We start from the raw sequence: 17,072 nt of genomic DNA on the forward strand, positions 1-17,072 counted from the left end.
TGAGCTGCACACTCGCGATGAGGCGCGGCGGTGCGCAGGGGTGAACAGAGGAGAACGAGGGAACTGCGGGACAGCGGGAACGCGGCGGTGCTGGGACTCTCAGCCGGCCGGACAGATGGCGCTGGACACGCGGACGAGGTCGACGTGGCGTCGACTCACCAAGGCAATTCCAGTTCCAGACATGACGGAAGCGTGGCACGTGGATCTCGGACCAGTCCACCACTATCCATGATGTGGACGACATGGTCTCGACAGGCGAGACAGTGTGTCATCGGTCACTGTCCAATTGTCGCCTTGGTCGGCTATCGGAGGTCTGCGCCGGGCCAGGGTCCCGGGTTCGCCACGTCCGGCTCGGTCACGGTCCTGGTGTCGAAGAGACGGAATCCGCGGCGCAGATAGTTGTCCATGGCGTGCGGCCCGTCCTTGGAGCAGGTGTGCAGCCAGACGCGCTCGGTGGGCTTCCGCTCCGGCCACCGTCGCGCCAGGTCCCAGGCGCGCGCCGTCCCGTACGAGAGGAGGTGGCCGCCGATCCGCCGACCCCGGAAGGCGGGTATCAGTCCGAAGTACACGATCTCGACGGCCCCGTCGTCCTGCGCGTCCAGCTCGACGTATCCGGCCGGTGTGCCGTTCTCGTACGCCACCCAGGTCTCCGCGCCCGGCCGCTCCAGGGCCTCCTGCCACTGCGCGTACGTCATGCCCAGCCGGTCGGTCCACCGGATGTCGCCGCCGACGGCCGTGTACAGGAAACGGCTGAACTCGGGCAGCGGCACCTGCGACCGCACGATCCGCAGATCCCCGTCCGGCGCTGTGGCGGGCCGCAGGTCCGCGGGCGAGGTCTGCTCCAGGGACCAGATGGTCACCTCGGTCGTGGCGGGCCCCGGGGCGTGGCGTGTCGTGTCGCTCATGGCGCCCAGGGAATCATGCCGCCCGGTCACGCCCCGAGCCGGGCCCGGGGACGCGTACGCGGCGGGGTCCCGCTGCCGCGCGGGGCCGCGGAACCGCCCCGCGCGGGCGGCCACGCGCCGGCGGCCCGGCCCATCCTGATCCGGCCCCGCGCCGGCGGCCCGGCCCATCCTGATCCGGCCCCGCGCCGGCGGCCCGGCCCATCCCGGCCCGGCCCCGCGCGGGGCGCGCGTCAGACGCCGGTCCCCGGTGCGCGCGCCCCGACCACCACCGGAGCCGTCGAACGCGGCAGCAGGTCCGCCGGATGCTCCGGGTGGATCACCTCCACCTCGACCCCCTCGCCGAACCGGTACGGGCGGTGCGCGAGCACTTCCGCCAGATCACGCCGCATCCGGGAGATCTCCGCCCGCACCGTCACCGTCCGGGTCGGATCGCCGAAGATGTCCTCCGCGAGCTCGGAGGCCGTACGCCCCTCCCGGCGCAGCGCGAGCGCGAACAGCAGCTCGGCGTGGCGCGGCGAGAGCCGGCGCGTCCAGGTGCCGACCGGGCCCACCACGTTCACCACCAGCGCCCGGGGCCTGCTCAGATCCAGCACCACCCTGCGCGGCGGCGCGTCCTGATGACCGTCCGCCACCCGCACCAGCCAGCCGCCCGCCAGCGGCTCCACCCCGCACATGCCGAGCGACGGCAGCCAGACCCGGCCGGGGCGCAACGCCTTCGGCAGCGACAGCCGGTCGACCGGCGGCATCCCGGTGACCGCGGCCAGCCAGCCGTGGGCGTCCACGACCAGCGCCCGGCCGCCGATCCGGCACAGTATCGGCGCCGCCACCGAACGCAGCCGCTCGATGGCGTACAGGTGCCGGGTCCTGAGGTCGCTCTCGGCGAGCCGGGCGACCGACCCCACCAGGCCCAGGGTCGTGGGGTGGAAGGTGGCGGCCGGGCCGCTGATGTCGACGATGCCGAGCAGCCGCCCGCTGCGCGGGTCGCGCACCGGAGCCGCCGCGCACGTCCAGTCGTGCAGCGAGCGCACGAAGTGCTCCGCCGAGTGCACCTGTACGGGGACCCGCGCGACGAGGGCCGTGCCGATGGCGTTCGTGCCCGTCGCGGTCTCCGCCCACGCGGCGCCCTCCTCCAGACAGATGCCGCGCGCCCGGCGCATCACCCCGCGATCGCCCTGACGCCACAGCACCCGGCCCTCGACATCCGTGACGACCATGATCTGCCGGGACGCGTCGGCCACCGACGCCAGGCCGTCGCGTAACACCGGCATCACCTCGCCGAGCGCCGAACTCCTGCGCCGGTGCTCGATCTCGTCGGTCTCCAGCAACGCGCTCTCCGTGGACTGCTCCGGGTCGACGCCGCTGCGCAGCATCCGGGCCCAGGAGGCACCGATCTCGGCGCGCGGAGCGAACCCGGAGCGGTCCCCGCTCAGTCCGGCCTCCCGCGCCTCGCGCAGCGCGCGCCGGGCGCGGGAGGTGTCCGCGCGCAGCGCGGCGGACCGGACCGCCCCGCCAGAGTCCGTCTCCACTCCACACCCCCGGTGCCCATTACCGCGCACACCTCGCAATGGTTGCAACCCCCTGCAACCCTGGCCACCGGCCCGGATCGCGTACGACAGTGGGGAACACCGTACGACGGAGCCTGTGCCCCGCCGTCCGGTGTGCGAAAGCGCGGGGGTGGTGCCGTGTCGGCGCAGCACCACCCCCCCGTCGCCCGCCCGGGGCGGGGAACCCCCGCCGTCCGCCGGGACGGCCCCCCGGCTACCGGTCGGTGAACGCCCGCGCCCGCTCGACGACGACGCCGAGCCCCGCCCCGTGGGGCAGCGTCCCGAACGCCGACCCCCAGTCCCCGCCGAGCCGCGACGCGCAGAACGCGTCCGCGACCTCCGGCGGCGCCCAGCGCACCAGCAGCGCCCCCTGGAGCACCAGCGCCATCCGCTCGACGAGCCTGCGTGCCCGCGCCTCCACGGCGTCGAGATCGGCCAGCTCCGTCAGCAGATCCCTGATCGCCCGGTCGAGCCGGTGATCGGCCCCCCGCGCCAGGCCCACCTCCTGGAGGAACGCGTTCAACGCGTCCGGCTCGCGCTGGAGCGCCCGCAGCACGTCCAGCGCCTGGACGTTCCCCGAACCCTCCCAGATCGAGTTGAGCGGCGCCTCGCGCAGCAGCCGGGGCATCCCCGACTCCTCCACGTACCCGTTGCCGCCGAGGCATTCGAGAGCTTCGGCGACCGCCGGCGTGCAGCGCTTCGTCACCCAGTACTTGGCCGCGGGCACCGCGATCCGCAGGAACGCCCGCTCCTCCTCGGTGTCCGCGTCGTACGCCGCCGCGAGCCGCAGCGCGAGCACCGTCGCCGCCTCCGACTCCAGCGCCAGGTCCGCCAGCACGTTGCGCATCAGGGGCTTCTCGATCAGCGGACCGCCGAACACGTCGCGGTACGCGCAGTGGTGGATCGCCTGAGCCACCGCCTGCCGCACCAGCGCCGCCGACCCGACCACACAGTCCAGCCGGGTCGCCGCCACCATCCCGATGATGGTGCGCACCCCACGCCCCTCGTCACCGACCCGGCGCGCCCACGTCCCGTCGAACTCGACCTCGGCCGAGGCGTTGGACCGGCCGCCCAGCTTGTCCTTGAGGCGCTGGATCGCGAACACGTTGCGCCCGCCGTCGGGCAGCACCCGGGGCACCAGGAAACACGTCGGCCCTTCGGCCGCCCGCGCCAGCACCAGGAACCCGTCGGACATCGGCGCGGAACAGAACCACTTGTGCCCGGTGAGCAGATAGGTCCCGTCCTCCGCCAGCGGTTCGGCGCGTGTCGTGTTGGACCGCACGTCGGTGCCGCCCTGCTTCTCCGTCATCCCCATCCCGAGGAGGGCCCCGGCCTTCAGCGCGGCCGGCCGCAGCTCCTCGTCGTACACCGAGGACGTCAGCCGCGGCTCCCACTCGGCCGCCAGCGCCGGATCGGTCCGCAGCGAGGGCACCGCGGCGTGCGTCATCGACAGCGGACAGCCGTGCCCCGCCTCGACCTGTGTCCAGACCAGGAACCCGGCCGCGCGCCGCACATGGCCCCCCGGCCTGCCCCAGGCGTTGGTCAGCCCGGCCGAGACCGCGTGCCCCAGCAGCCGGTGCCAGGCCGGGTGGAACTCGACCTCGTCGACGCGGTTCCCGTACCGGTCGTGGGTGCGCAGCCCCGGCGGGTTCTCGTTCGCCAGCCTGCCCCATCTCTGGACCTGCGCGGAACCGGCGGCCCGGCCGAGCGCTCCGAGTTCTTCGCGCACCTCGCCCAGGAGTCCGGGCGCGACGTGCCGTTCCACCGCCTCGGTGAGGGCCCGGTCGGCGGCGAAGACGTCATAGCCGACCAGGGGCGGAACCTGATTGGTCACTGTGTGGGTGGTGGCTGCCATGCCGCTACGGTAAGGAGGTGCAGGCAGCAAACGAAACACCCGAGCGGCCACGCGGCCGGTTCCACCGGGCCCGGGTCCTCTATCGCAACGTGTCCAAGCGGCAGATGGCCTGGCAGTTGCTCAAGGACACGGTCAATTCCTGCATGGAATACCGCATCCTGGGCCTCGCGGCGGAGGCGGCGTTCTTCACGCTGCTCTCCCTGCCCCCGCTGCTCCTCGGTCTGATCGGGCTGCTCGGTTACGTCGACGAATGGACCAGCACCACCACGGTCGCCTCCATCGAACGGAACATCCTCAACGCGGCGCAGACCGTCCTGTCCGAACGGGGCGTCAACGACTTCGCCAAGCCGCTCCTGGAGGATGTCACCACCGGGGCCCGGCCGGACGTCATCTCGATCGGGTTCGCGATCGCGCTCTGGTCCGGATCGCGCGCGGTCAACGTCTTCATCGAGACCATCACCGTGATGTACGGGCTCGACGGCCAGCGCGGCATCGTCAAGACCCGGTTGCTGTCCTTCCTGCTGTACGTCGTCGCGCTGCTGCTGGGCGCGGTGGTCCTGCCGGTGCTCGTGGTCGGTCCCGACCGGGTCGTGGAGTTCGTCCCCTGGGGCACGGAGGTGGTCAGCGTCCTGTACTGGCCGATGGTCATCATGCTGACCATCGCCTTCCTGACCACGCTCTACCACGTGTCGGTGCCGGTGCGTTCACCGTGGATGGAGGACGTGCCGGGAGCACTGGTGGCGCTCGGGATGTGGGTGATCGGCAGCTTCCTGCTGCGGATCTATCTGACCAGCACGGTCGAGGGCCCCACCATCTACGGGTCCCTGGCCGCCCCGATCGCCGTGCTGCTGTGGATCGGCGTCTCCGCCTTCGCGGTACTGGTGGGCGCGGCGGTCAACGCCGCCATCGACCGGGTGTGGCCCTCGATGGCGACGGCCGCGGCCCGCGCGGCCAACGACCGCATCCGCGCCGCGCAGGCCGCCGAGTTCGTCGCCAGGACGCAGTCGGAGACCTGGTCCTGGGACGACGGGGAGGACGGCGACGACCTGGAGGACAGCCCGTACATGCCGTCCGAGTTCCCCGAGCGCTGGTCGCGGTTCCTGCCACCGGACGATGTGAGGTCCCGGCTGCACACCGGACGCGAGAAGGACAGCTGAGACACCGGCACGAGAGGGACGACCAGGGTTTCCCGGGAGCGTCGTGGACATGCGTGAGCGGTACGAGGAGCGGGCGTCGCGGTTCGACGGCGCGACCGTCTGGACCCTGGACGCCCCGGCCGGGCGGCCCCGGCCGGTGCTGCCCGACGGCTGCATGGATCTGCTCTGGAGCGGTGACCGGCTGCTGGTGGCGGGCCCCGACACCCGCGCCTTCGAGGCGTCGGACGTGGGCGGCGGCCGCTTCACCGGCATCCGCTTCGCGCCCGGGACGGCGCCCGTACTCCTCGGTGTACCGGCGCACGAACTCCGCGACAGCCGCGTCGACCTCGCCGACCTGTGGCCGGGAGCCGCGACCCGTCGGCTCGTCGAGCGGATCGGGGACGCGCCGGACCCGGCGGTGGCGCTGGAGGAACTGGCCCTGCGCCGGGCGGCCGACACCGGACCGCCCGACCCGCTGATGACGGCCGTGGCCGCCCGACTGGGGCGCGGCCGGTCCGTCGCCGCCACCGCCGGGTCGGTCGGACTCGGGGTCCGTCAGCTGCACCGCCGCTCCCGGGCGGCCTTCGGATACGGCCCGAAGACGCTGGCCCGGGTGCTGCGGCTGCAACGCGCGCTGGCTCTCGTACGGTCCGCCACGCCGTACGCGGAGGCGGCGCTCGCGGCCGGCTGCGCCGACCAGGCCCATCTCGCCAGGGAGATGCGGGATCTGACCGGTATGACGCTCGGCGCCTACCTGGCGGGTACGCGTACGGGCTACGAGGCGTCCGCGAACAGCGAGACCGCGCACCCGTCCGGGTCGAGCACCATCGCGTAGCGCTGTCCCCAGACGGCGTCCCAGGGCGCGAGATGCCCCCGGTACCCGGCGCCGGTCAGGTCCGCGTACACCGCGTCGACCTCGGCCGGGCCGGTGCAGCGGAAGGCGAGCCCCAGCCGTTCGCCGCCCTTCGACCCAGGCCACCCGGGGTCGAAGGACCGGACGATGTCCTCGGTGTCCCACAGCAGGCGCTGCCCGCCCGGCAGGGTCACCTCGACATGGGGTGCGGAGTCCGCGTCGGCGGGGATGTCGAGCCCGAGCCGACGGTAGAAGGCGAGCGAGGCGGTCAGGTCGCCGGTGGTGACGCCGATCGCGTCAAGTCGTGGAGTCATGAACCGAACGTAGAACGGCTGTGCCCACCGGTCTTGTACGAAACGGTCACGGGGACCGGCCGCCGCCCGTCCGGCCGCTCCGCGGCGCCCCGCCCGCGTCAGCCGTCGCACGTCCCGGGCGCCGTCCCCGGGTCGGTCAGCGCCAGCCCGAGCTGGGCCCGTTCGGTGACCCAGCGGGTCGGGCGGTGGCGCGGGTCGCCGGTCGTCGCGTGCAGCGCCCGGTGCAGCTCCAGCATCCGCCCCGCACCGATCCGGTCCCCCCAGGCCAGCGGGCCCACCGGGTAGCCGAGCCCGGCCGTCACGGCCAGGTCGATGTCCCCGGGCGCGGCGAGCGAGCGTTCCGCGATCGACGCGGCGACCGACACGATCGAGGCGAGCAGCCGCTGCGCCACCGAACCGGCCGTGTCCCGTACGACCGACACGGCGTAGGGGTCCTCGCCGTCCGCCGCCCGTGCCAGGACCGCTCGGGCGTCCCGGGCGGCGGACGGGTCCGACGCCGCCGTCACCGCGAGCACCCGACGGCGCCCGGCCGCCGCGAGCGGGTCGACAGCGAAGGTGCGGGCGGCGGGCAGTCCGAGCGCGGCCACGGCCGCCGCCACCGTGGTGCCCCAGACCGGCACCAGCACCAGGGCGTCCGCGGCGGGGGCCGCGCCGGTCCGGACGGTGGCGCCCGAAGCCGTCAGCGCGTCCCGCAGCGCCGCCGCCCGCTCCGTGCGCCAGGAGCCGCCGGAGCCCGGACCGCCCGGCTCGGCCACCACCTGGACCGGACGGTCCGCGTCACCCGTGACCGGCCGCTCAGGGGCGGGGCCCGGCGCGTCGGCGCCGTACCCGAACCAGCCGCGCCCGGTCTTGCGGCCGTGCAGACCCGCGACGACCCGGTTCGGGGTGAGGTACGAGGGGCGGAGCCGGTCCTCGTACCGGAACCCCTGCCAGATCGAGTCGATCACGGCGGCCGTCACATCGAGACCGGTGAGGTCCATCAGCTCGAACGGACCCATCCGCAGCCCGAGCACGTCACGGGCGATCCGGTCGATGCCCGCCGGGTCCGCGACCGACTCCTCCAGCAGCGCCAGAGCCTCCGTCACCAGACCGCGCCCGGCGTGGTTGACGAGGAAACCGGGGGTGTCCGCGACCGTCACCGCCCGGTGACCGCAGCTCTCCACCAGCGCGGTGAGAGCGCCCGGGATCTCCGGACGGGTGGCGGCGCCCGGCACCACCTCGACGATCCTCATCAGCGGTACGGGATTGAAGAAGTGCAGGCCCGCCAGCCGGGACGGGTCCTTCAGGGCCGTGGCGATCCGGGTGACCGACAGGGAGGAGGTGTTGGTCGCGAAGACGGTGGAGGCGGGCAGCGCCCGCTCCAGCCTGCCGAAGACCTCCGCCTTGGTCCCCAGGTCCTCCCGCACGGCTTCGACGACCAGCTCGACGTCCGCGCTCTCCGCCCAGGGGTCGGCCAGCGGGATCAGCCGGTCCGAGGTGGCCGCCGCCTCCTCAGCGGACAGCCGCCCCTTCCGCACGGCCCGCTCCAGCATGGACCGTACGAACTCCAGCGCCTCCGTCACCGCCTCGGGCCGTACGTCGCACAACTCGACGGTGTGGCCCCCGGACGCCGCCCACTGGGCGATGCCCCGGCCCATGGCTCCGGCGCCGACGATTCTGATACGCATGACGGTCCACGGTCCTCTCGGCTGATCCTGACGCGGTACGCCCGCCCCGCCCCGGCCTGTGGCCGCCGGGTCCATGGGCGTGCGTCGCCACCGTGTCAGCGCCCATTGATCGCTGTCCACCACCCGCATAAGGTCGTGACCGAACTGCTGACCGATCGATCGGTCGGCGCGCGCACGGCCGTCGTGGAGCGGGTGGACGGGGCGGGCGCCACCGTCCGTCGTTCACCACCCTTCGCCTGTCACCACCGCCACTGACACCGTCACCGCCACCGCCGCCGTCGTCGAAAGGCCCCGCCGTGCCCCTGTCCGCGCCCGACCCGTCCGACGTCGTCGTCTGCGAACCGCTGCGCACCCCCATCGGCCGCTTCGGCGGCGTCTTCGCCCAGCAGACCCCGGCGTCGCTCGCCGCGCGCGTCATCGCCGAGGTGGTGGCCCGAACCGGCATCGACCCGGCCAGGGTCGACGAGGTGATCCTCGGGCACGCCTACCCTTCCGCCGACGCCCCGGCCATCGGCCGCGTCGCCGCGCTCGACGCCGGACTCCCCGAGTCGGTGACCGGAATCCAGATCGACCGCCGCTGCGGTTCCGGCCTCCAGGCCGTCCTCGACGCGGCGATGCAGATCCGGGCCGGTTTCAGCGAGGTCGTCCTCGCGGGCGGCGCCGATGTGATGAGCGGCGCCCCCTACTACACGCACGACGGACGCTGGGGCATCAAGGGACCCGGCCTCCAGCTCCACGACTCGCTCGCCCGCGGCCGGGTCACGGCGGGCGGCCTCCACCACCCCGTCCCGGGCGGCATGATCGAGACCGCCGAGAACCTGCGGCGGACGTACGGGATCAGCCGCGCCGACCAGGACGCCCTGGCGCTGCGCTCCCAGCGGCGCGCCGCCCGCGCGGCGGAGGAAGGACGGTACGCGGCGGAGACCGTGCCCGTCACCGTACGGACCCGCGAGGGCGAGACGGTCGTCACCGACGACGAGCACCCGCGCCCCGGCACCACCGCCGAACAGCTCGCCGCGCTGCGCCCCGTCCTGCTGGCCTCGGACCCGGAGGCGACCGTCACCGCGGGCAACGCCAGCGGGCAGAACGACGCGGCCGCCGTCTGCCTGGTCACCAGCGCCGCCACCGCCGCCCGGCTCGGTCTGACCCCGCTGGTCCGGCTGGTCTCCTTCGCCCGCGCAGGGGTGCCGGCGGCCACCATGGGCCTCGGGCCCGTCCCCGCGACCCGCGAGGCGCTGGGCCGGGCCGGTCTCGGCCTGGCCGACCTGGATCTGATCGAGATCAACGAGGCGTTCGCCGCCCAGGTGCTGGCGTGCACCCGGGAACTGGGCCTGGGGGAGACCGATCACGAGCAGCGGATCAACGTCAACGGCTCGGGGGTCTCCCTCGGCCACCCGGTCGGTGCCACGGGCGCCCGTGTTCTCGCGACCCTGACCAGGGAACTCCACCGCCGTGGGGCGCGCTACGGGTTGGAGACGATGTGCGTCGGCGGCGGCCAGGGACTCGCCGCCGTGTTCGAACGGATCGACGCCGGCTGAGGACCCTCCCGTGATCCGTGGTCAGCCGATCCCGGTGGTGCTCGCCCGGGGCACGCGCTCGCGCGGTGCCGGTTCCGCCAGGTGGTCCGCCGGCCCGTCCGGGTCCGTCAGCCGGTTCAGCCGGGCCGGGACATCGAGGCCGACCAGCAGGACGACGATCACCGTGCCCGCGAACGTCAGCACGGCCAGGGCCCGCCCCAGGTCCATCCCGGACGCGAGGTGCGCGCCGAGGACGGGGGCGACGGCTCCGCCGAGCGCGCCCACGTTGTACGTGAAGCCGAGCGCCGCACCACGGCTCTCGGTCGGGAAGTGGCCGCCGATGTAGCGGGGGAGGAGCCCGGAGATGCCGAAGCTGGTCGCCTGGAGCAGGAACAGCAGTATGCCGAGGAGCAACAGGTTGTTCCGCACGGCGAACACCGGGAAGACGAAGGCGAGCGACGCGAGCAGCGTCAGCGCGTACGCCTTCTTCGCTCCGATCCGGTCACCGAGGAAGCCCGCCGCCCAGCAGCCCACCATGGTGCCGAAGCCGGCGAAGTAGAGGACATCGGTGACCTGGTCGGTGGTGTAGCCCAGATCGGTCTTCAGATAGGTCGGCAACAGGGCCTGGGTCGGCCACGAGTACAGGAACGCGAAGAACAGCGTCACGATCATCGAGACGTACAGCACCCAGCCGCGCCGTCCGCCGAGCTGCACGGCGAGCGCGAGGAGCGCGAGCCCGGCGACCACCGAGAGCGCCGGGACCATTCCGGCGCCGCCCGGGGTGAAGACCAGGAAGAGCGCGACGGTGGCGACGACGACCACGACGGTGTTGATGGTGGCCGACCGGCGGGTCCTGAACAGGGGCCGGAACGGGTTGGGCCTGGCGTCCCGCTCCGCGACGGACTCGGTCCACTCCTCCGCCTCGGGGAGTGAGCGGCGCATCCACAGCGCGACACCGATCGGGATCAGGCCCAGGTAGAACATCCACCGCCAGCCGAGCGAGGGCACCACCCAGCCGTAGACCTGCGCGGCGAGCACCGAGCCGACCGAGAACCCGGAGATCAGGAAGCCGCTGGCGCGGGCGCGGAGCCGGGCGGGCCAGCTCTCCATGACGTACGTGGCACTGGCGCTGTACTCACCGGCCATACCCATGCCGATGGCGAGCCGGGCGGCGAACAGGCTCTGGTAGTTCCAGGCGAAACCGCACGCGAAGGTCCCCAGCGAGTACAGGAGGATGCTCAGCACCATGGACAGCTTGCGTCCGTAGCGGTCACCGATGGCGCCGAGCACGGCGCCGCCGAGCCAGCGGGTGATGAACGCGCCGGAGATCAGGCCGGCCGCCTGGACCGTGCTCAGACCGAAGTCGTCACTGATCTCGGTGAGGACGAGAGTGATCAGCACGAAGTCGAAGCCGTCGAGGACATAGCCGATCCAGGCGGCGAAGAACGCCTTCCACTGGGTTCGGCTCACCTCGCGGTACCAGGGAGGCGCGGGGGGTGGTGTGGTGTGCACGGTGTCTCCAGGATGCGGGACGGCGCCCGCCGGCGAGCGGCCGCCCCGCGTGGGGGTGGGTCAGGGCCGGACGATCCCGGCGACGAAGCGCGCGGTCAGCGCGGTGGGGGCGGTGATGGCGGTGCCGACGACGACGCTGTGGGCGCCCCTGGCCAGGGCCGCCGCGGCCTCCTCGGGGGTGCCGATCCGGCCCTCGGCGACGACCGGCACGTCGATGGCGGCGGAGAGCGCGGCGACCAGGTCGAGGTCGGGGCCGTCCCGCTTCGGGGTGCCCGGCACATAGCCGGAGAGCGTGGTGGAGACGAAGTCGGCGCCCTGCGCGGCGGCGGTCACTCCTTCGGCGAGTGTGGAGACGTCGGCCATGACCAGCGCACCGGCCGCGTGGACGGCGGCGACCAGGTCCGCGAAGGCCGATCCGTCGGGGCGCGGTCGGTCGGTGGCGTCGGCCGCGACGATGTGCGCACCGGCCTCGGCGACCGCCACGGCGTGCCGGGGGGTGGGCGTGATGTAGACACCGACGTCACCGTCCTTCCACAGCCCGATCAGCGGCAGATCGACGGCGGCGGAGATCGCGGCGACGACCTCGGGTTCGTTGGCGCGGATCGCCGCGCCGCCCCCGGCCGCGGCGGCCCGCGCGAGCCGTACGAGCGTGTCCGTCTCACGCATCGGGTCCCCGGGAGGGGCCTGGCAGGACACGATCAGCGTGCCCCGGAGCCGTTCGGCCAGCTCGGCGGCGGTCAGCGGCGCGCGGCGGCCGGCCGCCGCGGTGGTGGTCGGCCGTCCTGGGGTGGTCGTGGCGTCGGGTTCGTTCATCGGAGGGCTCCCGGGTGGTGGAGGGGAAGAGTGGTGGTCAGCGCGGCGGCGCCGAGCACGGCCGCGTCGTGCCCGAACAGTGGCGGTACGGGGACGAGCCCCCGCAGCGGAGGCATCAGCTCGGCGGTGAAGGCGGCGGTCAGGGCGTCCGCGTACAGCGGTCCGATCCGGGGGACCCCGCCGCCCACGACGACCCGGTCGGGGCCGAGGGCGTTGGCGAGCCCGCCCAGGACCTGGCCGACGGCCGCGGCACCGGTCGTGATGGCCCGGACGGCGTGGTCGTCGCCTCGGGCGGCCCGTGCGGCGACGGTCTCCAGCCGGTCCACCGACGTGCCGGCCAGCCGCTCGTAGTGCGCGGTGACGGCGGGCCCGGAGGCGATGACCTCCAGATGGCCGCTCGCGCCGCAGGTGCAGGGCAGCCCGGCCGCCGCCGGGCTCGGCAGGTGCCCCAGATGCCCGGCGACCCCCGAGGCGCCGTGCAGCATCCGGCCGTCCACGGCGACCGCGCCGCCCACCCCGGTCCCGACCGCGGCGAAGATCAGCGACGCCGTGCCGGGGCCGCCGGGCGGGCGGAGCGCGGCCAGTTCCGGACCGGCCGTGGCGCGTACGTCGTTGTCGCAGGCGACCGGCAGCCCGGTGCGGTCCGCGAGCCCGGTACCCAGCGCGGTACCGGCCCAGCCGAGGATGGAGTCGGTCGCGCTGGTGACCATGCCGGTACGGGGGTCGACCACCCCGGCCGCCGCGACGCCCACCGCCGTGGCCAGCCGGGCGGGGTCCACCTCGGCGGCGGTGGCCGCGAGCGCGTCCAGCACGGCCGCCGCGCCGTCCCGGGCGGGGGTGGCCCGGGTGGCACGGGCCAGCACGCCACCGTCCGAGTCGAGGAGCGCGGCGGCGATCTTCGTACCCCCGAGGTCCAGCCCGATCACCGGCCCGGCGAACGCCGTGGCCGCCGCGCCGGGGCGGTCCCCCGCGCCGGGGGATTCCCCCGTGGAGAACGGCCGGTTCATCGGACCGGCGGCAGACCGGCGGCGCGCAGCCGGCGGGCGACCAGGGCGACCGACTCGGCCGACAGCTGGATCTGCGGGAACGCCGTGTCACCGCGGTCGATGACACCGAGCAGCCGCAGCGCCGCCTTGAACGAACCGAGCGCCGACGAGCTGCGGCCCATGTCCGCCTCCGGACCCGCGTCGACCATGGCGAACAGCTCCACGAGCCGCTCCTGCTCCTTCGCGGCGAGCGACCAGTCCCCGGCCCGCGCCGCGTCGTACAGCCGGACGTATCCGGCCGGGTCCACATTCCCGATGCCCGGCACGACCCCGTCCACGCCTGCCAACAGGGCCGCGTCGACGGTGAGTTCGGAACCGGTCAGGATGCTGAACCGGGGCGCCGGACCCTCCGCGCGGCCGGTGCGCCCGCCCAGCTCGACGATCAGCCTGCGCAGACCGCCCTCGTCGCCGCTGCTGTCCTTGAGACCGGCGAGGGTGCCCTCCTCGGCCAGTTCGCGCACCAGCTCGGGGGCGAGCTCGCTGTGCACGGCGACCGGGATGTCGTACGCGAAGAGCGGCAGATCGACGCTCTCACGCAGCCGCCTGAAGTGCCCGGCGACCTCCTTGCCGTGGGTGCGGGTGTAGAACGGCGCGGTCGCGACCAGTGCGTCGGCGCCCAGTTCGGCGGCGGACCGCGCGTGCTCGGCGACACGGGCGGTCGTCGTGTCGATGACACCGGCGAGCACCGGCACCCGTCCGTCCGCCACGTTGATCACCGTCTCCAGCGCCGTGGCGCGCTGCTCGTCGGTCAGATAGGCGACCTCGCCGGTCGAACCGAGCGCGAAGAGGCCGTGCACGCCCCCGCCGACGAGGTGCTCCACGAGCCTCGCCAGGGACGCGGTGTCGACGTCCCCCCGCGAGTCGAGCGGGGTGCAGACCGGCGGTACTACGCCGTGCAGCGGTGCGGTCAGAGGCATGGTGAAGGGCTCCAGCGTGTCGAAACACCGGCCACGGCCGCAATGGCCGCGCAACCGGGACATGGGACGTAAGATGTCTGATGTCTTGTTTCACCTTAAGCAGATGCTCCGGCGACCGGTCAAGGGGCACCGAGAACTCAGGAGGACGCCGTGGCGCGGCCCACCATGGCTCAGGACGTCGAGCGCGGAATCAAGGAACTCATCCTGGACCGCAGGCTGGCGCCCGGAGACGCGCTGCCGACCGAGGCCGAGCTGATGGAGGTCTTCGGCGTCGGACGGGTCTCGGTGCGTGAAGCGCTCAAGTCGCTCCAGGCCGTCAACGTGGTCGAGATCCGCCGGGGTTCCGGGACGTTCGTCGGCTCGCTGTCCCTGTCACCGTTCGCCGAAGGGCTCGCCTTCCGGGCCGCCGTCCGCCACCGGCAGGGCGCGCCGGGACTCGCCGAGCTGACGGAGGTGCGGGAGGCGCTGGAGACGGGCCTCGTCGGGGCCGTCGCGGCCGGTGTCCCGGCGGCCGATCTCGACGTGCTGCGTGGGCTGGTGGCCACGATGGAGACCGAGGCGCACACCGGCCGGGTCGCCCGCTCGACCGACCGCGCCTTCCATCTGGCGCTCTACGCCTCGTTCGACAACCACCTGCTCAGCGAGGTGCTGGACGCCTTCTGGGCGGCCATGGACCGGGTGCGGGAAGACCTCGACGACGGACACCAGGACCCGGCGACCACCTGCGCCCAGCACCGCGAGATCGTCGACGCGGTCGCGGCGGCCGACGGCGAACGCGCGGTACGGGCCATGCGGACGCACTTCGACGGAATCCGCGCCCGCCTGAACGCCCCGCCGCGCGGTCCGGACACCCGGGCCCGACGGCCCGGGAACGCGCTTCCGGACGTACGGACCTGACGCCCCCGGGGCGGCAGTGGGCCTGGGTCCACCGCCGCCCCGCACCGGCTCCGCCGGAGCGCGGTCCCGGAGGCGTCTCCGGCTCGGCGCCGGGAGGGAGGAAGGATTCGGCGGACCGGCCGGGGTCACGGCGTGGCCGGGGGCCCCACCGCGCGTCCGGGGCCGGGCGGCGGGCCGTCAGCCGAGGAGCGCCCGCACCCAGACCAGTTGCTCACGCTGCTGGTACTCCGCACCGCCCTCGTGCCCGTTGAACGCGTACACCCGGACGTCCTTCGGGCCCGCGTAACGGTTGTAGGCGGTGAAGCAGGTGGAGGGCGGGCAGACCTCGTCCATCATCGCGATCGAGAACAGCGCCGGGGCGGTGGCGCGTTCGGCGAGCAGCGCGGCGTCGAAGTAGGACAGGGTGGTGAACACGGCCTCGGTGCGGTCGCGGTGGAGCTTCAGATAGTCGGCGATCTCGGTGTACGGCGGTCTGCCGCTGATCTCCGCCGCACGCCGGAAGTTGCACAGGAACGGCACATCGGGCATCACCCCCGCCAGCCCCGGCACCAGCCCGGACACCGCCAGCGCGATACCGCCGCCCTGGCTGACCCCGGTGACGACGACCCGGCCGGGGTCGACCTCCGGGTGGCCACGCACGGCCTCGACGCAGCGCACCGCGTCGACGAACACCCGGCGGTAGTAGTGGGTACGCGGACTCTCGATGCCCCGGGTCACGAACCCGGGCACGGTTCCGGCGCCCCCGGCGTCCGTGTCGGCGGTGGCGCCACCTGCCGCGGACCAGCCCTGACCGCGGGTGTCCATGACCAGGTGCGCGTAACCGGCGGACGACCACAGCAGCTTCTCGTGGGGCAGCCCACGGCCTCGCCCGTATCCCAGGAACTCCACCACGCAGCCGAGCGGACGGGCGTCCCCGGTGGGCAGGTGGAGCCAGCCGCGCACCGGCCGCCCCGCGAACCCGGGGACGGTGACGTCGTACGTCCGGATCAGGGGCAGCCCGGTGTCGACACGCGTGAACTCCGGCTTGTCCAGGCTCTCCTGACGGGACGTCGGGGAATCGTCCAGGGTCCGCGCCCAGAACTCGTCGAAATCGGCGGGCACCGGGAGGTCCGGGCGGAAGGCGCGGCAGTCCGCGAGCGGGAGATCGGTCAGAGGCATGGAGGTGCCCTCCTGGGGCGGGTCCGGGAAGCGCCAGGACAGAAGACGTCTGATGTCTTGGCGGCACACGGACCTTAGGCACCGGCGCGGGGGCCGTCAAGGGCTCGCCCCGCCCGCCGGGCTCGGTGGCGGGGTCGCCGGACGGGCGGTGCTCCGCTCCCGGGGCGGTCCTTCCGGGCCGGGGGCCCGGCGGTCAGCCCCGGGCGCGGGCCTCGGAGATCCGGCGCCTGACCGGCGCGTAGTGCTCCCCCAGCGCCTTGATGAATCCGGGGGTGTCCCCGGCCCGCGCCGCGTCCACGATGTTCTGGTGGGCGGCGACCGTCGCCGTCTCGTCGGCGTGCGTGAAACCGTCCAGATGCGGTGCGACGATCGTGTACACGTCCCAGAACGCCATCGAGAGCTGGCCGATCAGCTGATTGCCGAGCGGCGCCACCAGCAGTGCGTGAAAGGCCCGGTCGGCCTCCACGAACCCGTGCCCCTCCCGGGCGCCGGTCTCCCGCATGGTCGCCACCAGGGCGTCCATGCGGTCGAGCTGTTCCGGGCTGAGCAGCGAGACGATCCGGTCGGCCATGCCGCGCTCGAAGAGTTCGCGGACGTCGACGAGGTCCGCCAGCACCTGGAAGTCGTCGTCGGGGGAGAGGAGCCCCCGGAACGTCAGGCTCTCCACCAGCGCGGACAGACTGAGCCTGCCGACGTACGTGCCGTGTCCGTGCCGCACCTCCACGATGTCCAGCGCGTCCAGGATCTTCATCGCCTCCCGGACGCTCGAACGGCTCGCGCCCAGCGCCTCGCACAGGGCGGGTTCGGTGGGCAGCGAGTCCCCGGGGCGGAGCTGTTTTTCGAGGATGTAGCGCTTGATCCCCTCGACGACTTCCTGTCTGAGCAACTGCCGGCCGGGCCGCGTACCGGACATATGTGAACTCCCCACCTCTTGACCC

The 17,072-nt window shown here is 73.8% G+C and carries 16 protein-coding genes; 4 read left to right on the forward strand and 12 right to left on the reverse strand.

Translation table 11 applies throughout. From position 1 onward, the window contains the following. Nucleotides 1-99 precede the first annotated feature (99 nt). The 4 genes from PZB75_RS32090 to PZB75_RS26035 form a co-directional block, all read right to left on the reverse strand. Nucleotides 100-183: a putative leader peptide gene (locus tag PZB75_RS32090; RefSeq protein ID WP_343286284.1), complete on the reverse strand. Its 84-nt coding sequence runs from the start codon at nt 181-183 to the stop codon at nt 100-102. Nucleotides 184-302: 119 nt separating this feature from the next. Continuing rightward, complete coding sequence (locus PZB75_RS26025; RefSeq protein WP_275537721.1) at nt 303-905, reverse strand: GNAT family N-acetyltransferase; 603 nt, start codon at nt 903-905, stop codon at nt 303-305. A 230-nt stretch (nt 906-1,135) separates the two neighbouring features. Continuing rightward, nucleotides 1,136-2,392, reverse strand: coding sequence for a GAF domain-containing protein (locus PZB75_RS26030; protein WP_275538870.1), 1,257 nt, complete (start codon nt 2,390-2,392; stop codon nt 1,136-1,138). A 271-nt stretch (nt 2,393-2,663) separates the two neighbouring features. Then, nucleotides 2,664-4,304, reverse strand: a complete 1,641-nt coding sequence (locus tag PZB75_RS26035; protein WP_275537722.1) for an acyl-CoA dehydrogenase family protein — start codon at nt 4,302-4,304, stop codon at nt 2,664-2,666. A gap of 17 nt (nt 4,305-4,321) precedes the next feature. Here PZB75_RS26035 and PZB75_RS26040 point away from each other — a divergent pair, with 17 nt between their 5' ends. Next, nucleotides 4,322-5,461 carry a YihY/virulence factor BrkB family protein gene (locus tag PZB75_RS26040; RefSeq protein ID WP_275537723.1) on the forward strand — a complete coding sequence of 380 codons (1,140 nt, stop codon included), beginning with the start codon at nt 4,322-4,324 and terminating at the stop codon, nt 5,459-5,461. A gap of 49 nt (nt 5,462-5,510) precedes the next feature. Further along, nucleotides 5,511-6,275, forward strand: a complete 765-nt coding sequence (locus PZB75_RS26045; RefSeq protein ID WP_275537724.1) for a helix-turn-helix domain-containing protein — start codon at nt 5,511-5,513, stop codon at nt 6,273-6,275. Here the strand turns inward: PZB75_RS26045 and PZB75_RS26050 are convergent. Continuing rightward, entirely contained in the window at nt 6,215-6,607 is a 393-nt protein-coding gene (locus PZB75_RS26050; RefSeq protein WP_275537725.1) for a VOC family protein, read from the reverse strand. The two genes, PZB75_RS26045 and PZB75_RS26050, sit on opposite strands and share 61 nt — an antisense overlap. Nucleotides 6,608-6,705: 98 nt before the next feature. Beyond that, nucleotides 6,706-8,274: a 3-hydroxyacyl-CoA dehydrogenase gene (locus PZB75_RS26055; RefSeq protein WP_275537726.1), complete on the reverse strand. Its 1,569-nt coding sequence runs from the start codon at nt 8,272-8,274 to the stop codon at nt 6,706-6,708. 302 nt (nt 8,275-8,576) lie between these two features. Between PZB75_RS26055 and PZB75_RS26060 the strand changes: the two genes are divergently transcribed. Beyond that, nucleotides 8,577-9,812 carry an acetyl-CoA C-acetyltransferase gene (locus PZB75_RS26060; protein WP_275538871.1) on the forward strand — a complete coding sequence of 412 codons (1,236 nt, stop codon included), beginning with the start codon at nt 8,577-8,579 and terminating at the stop codon, nt 9,810-9,812. Nucleotides 9,813-9,833: 21 nt separating this feature from the next. On the opposite strand, the gene PZB75_RS26065 is transcribed toward PZB75_RS26060, so the two are convergent. From PZB75_RS26065 to PZB75_RS26080, 4 genes are all read right to left on the reverse strand, one after another. Beyond that, nucleotides 9,834-11,303 carry a sialate:H+ symport family MFS transporter gene (locus PZB75_RS26065; protein WP_275537727.1) on the reverse strand — a complete coding sequence of 490 codons (1,470 nt, stop codon included), beginning with the start codon at nt 11,301-11,303 and terminating at the stop codon, nt 9,834-9,836. A gap of 60 nt (nt 11,304-11,363) precedes the next feature. Then, complete coding sequence (locus PZB75_RS26070; protein ID WP_275538872.1) at nt 11,364-12,044, reverse strand: putative N-acetylmannosamine-6-phosphate 2-epimerase; 681 nt, start codon at nt 12,042-12,044, stop codon at nt 11,364-11,366. Nucleotides 12,045-12,112: 68 nt separating this feature from the next. Then, nucleotides 12,113-13,123, reverse strand: a complete 1,011-nt coding sequence (locus tag PZB75_RS26075) for an ROK family protein (RefSeq protein ID WP_275537728.1) — start codon at nt 13,121-13,123, stop codon at nt 12,113-12,115. Beyond that, nucleotides 13,120-14,079: a dihydrodipicolinate synthase family protein gene (locus tag PZB75_RS26080; protein ID WP_275537729.1), complete on the reverse strand. Its 960-nt coding sequence runs from the start codon at nt 14,077-14,079 to the stop codon at nt 13,120-13,122. The genes PZB75_RS26075 and PZB75_RS26080 overlap by 4 nt, the downstream gene beginning before the upstream one ends. A gap of 150 nt (nt 14,080-14,229) precedes the next feature. On the opposite strand from PZB75_RS26080, the gene PZB75_RS26085 reads away from it, so the two are divergent. Next, nucleotides 14,230-14,976 (forward strand): FadR/GntR family transcriptional regulator, encoded by a 747-nt coding sequence (locus PZB75_RS26085; protein WP_275537730.1) that lies wholly within the window; start codon nt 14,230-14,232, stop codon nt 14,974-14,976. 177 nt (nt 14,977-15,153) lie between these two features. Here the strand turns inward: PZB75_RS26085 and PZB75_RS26090 are convergent, their stop codons facing one another. Together PZB75_RS26090 and PZB75_RS26095 are read right to left on the reverse strand one after the other, a co-directional pair. After that, entirely contained in the window at nt 15,154-16,134 is a 981-nt protein-coding gene (locus PZB75_RS26090; RefSeq protein ID WP_275537731.1) for an acetylxylan esterase, read from the reverse strand. Between the two features lie 193 nt (nt 16,135-16,327). Next, complete coding sequence (locus PZB75_RS26095; RefSeq protein ID WP_275537732.1) at nt 16,328-17,047, reverse strand: FadR/GntR family transcriptional regulator; 720 nt, start codon at nt 17,045-17,047, stop codon at nt 16,328-16,330. Between the last annotated feature and the right edge of the window lie 25 nt (nt 17,048-17,072).

The sequence above is a fragment of the Streptomyces sp. AM 4-1-1 genome (genome assembly GCF_029167625.1).
In the GTDB taxonomy this organism is placed as follows: domain Bacteria; phylum Actinomycetota; class Actinomycetes; order Streptomycetales; family Streptomycetaceae; genus Streptomyces.

What these genes read in the sequence shown, in the direction of transcription:
- PZB75_RS32090 (WP_343286284.1), bottom strand. Translation starts at nt 183, where the DNA reads ATGTCTGGAACTGGAATTGCCTTGGTGAGTCGACGCCACGTCGACCTC.
- PZB75_RS26025 (WP_275537721.1), bottom strand. Translation starts at nt 905, where the DNA reads ATGAGCGACACGACACGCCACGCCCCGGGGCCCGCCACGACCGAGGTG.
- PZB75_RS26035 (WP_275537722.1), bottom strand. Translation starts at nt 4,304, where the DNA reads ATGGCAGCCACCACCCACACAGTGACCAATCAGGTTCCGCCCCTGGTC.
- PZB75_RS26045 (WP_275537724.1), top strand. Translation starts at nt 5,511, where the DNA reads ATGCGTGAGCGGTACGAGGAGCGGGCGTCGCGGTTCGACGGCGCGACC.
- PZB75_RS26050 (WP_275537725.1), bottom strand. Translation starts at nt 6,607, where the DNA reads ATGACTCCACGACTTGACGCGATCGGCGTCACCACCGGCGACCTGACC.
- PZB75_RS26055 (WP_275537726.1), bottom strand. Translation starts at nt 8,274, where the DNA reads ATGCGTATCAGAATCGTCGGCGCCGGAGCCATGGGCCGGGGCATCGCC.
- PZB75_RS26075 (WP_275537728.1), bottom strand. Translation starts at nt 13,123, where the DNA reads ATGAACCGGCCGTTCTCCACGGGGGAATCCCCCGGCGCGGGGGACCGC.
- PZB75_RS26080 (WP_275537729.1), bottom strand. Translation starts at nt 14,079, where the DNA reads ATGCCTCTGACCGCACCGCTGCACGGCGTAGTACCGCCGGTCTGCACC.
- PZB75_RS26090 (WP_275537731.1), bottom strand. Translation starts at nt 16,134, where the DNA reads ATGCCTCTGACCGATCTCCCGCTCGCGGACTGCCGCGCCTTCCGCCCG.
- PZB75_RS26095 (WP_275537732.1), bottom strand. Translation starts at nt 17,047, where the DNA reads ATGTCCGGTACGCGGCCCGGCCGGCAGTTGCTCAGACAGGAAGTCGTC.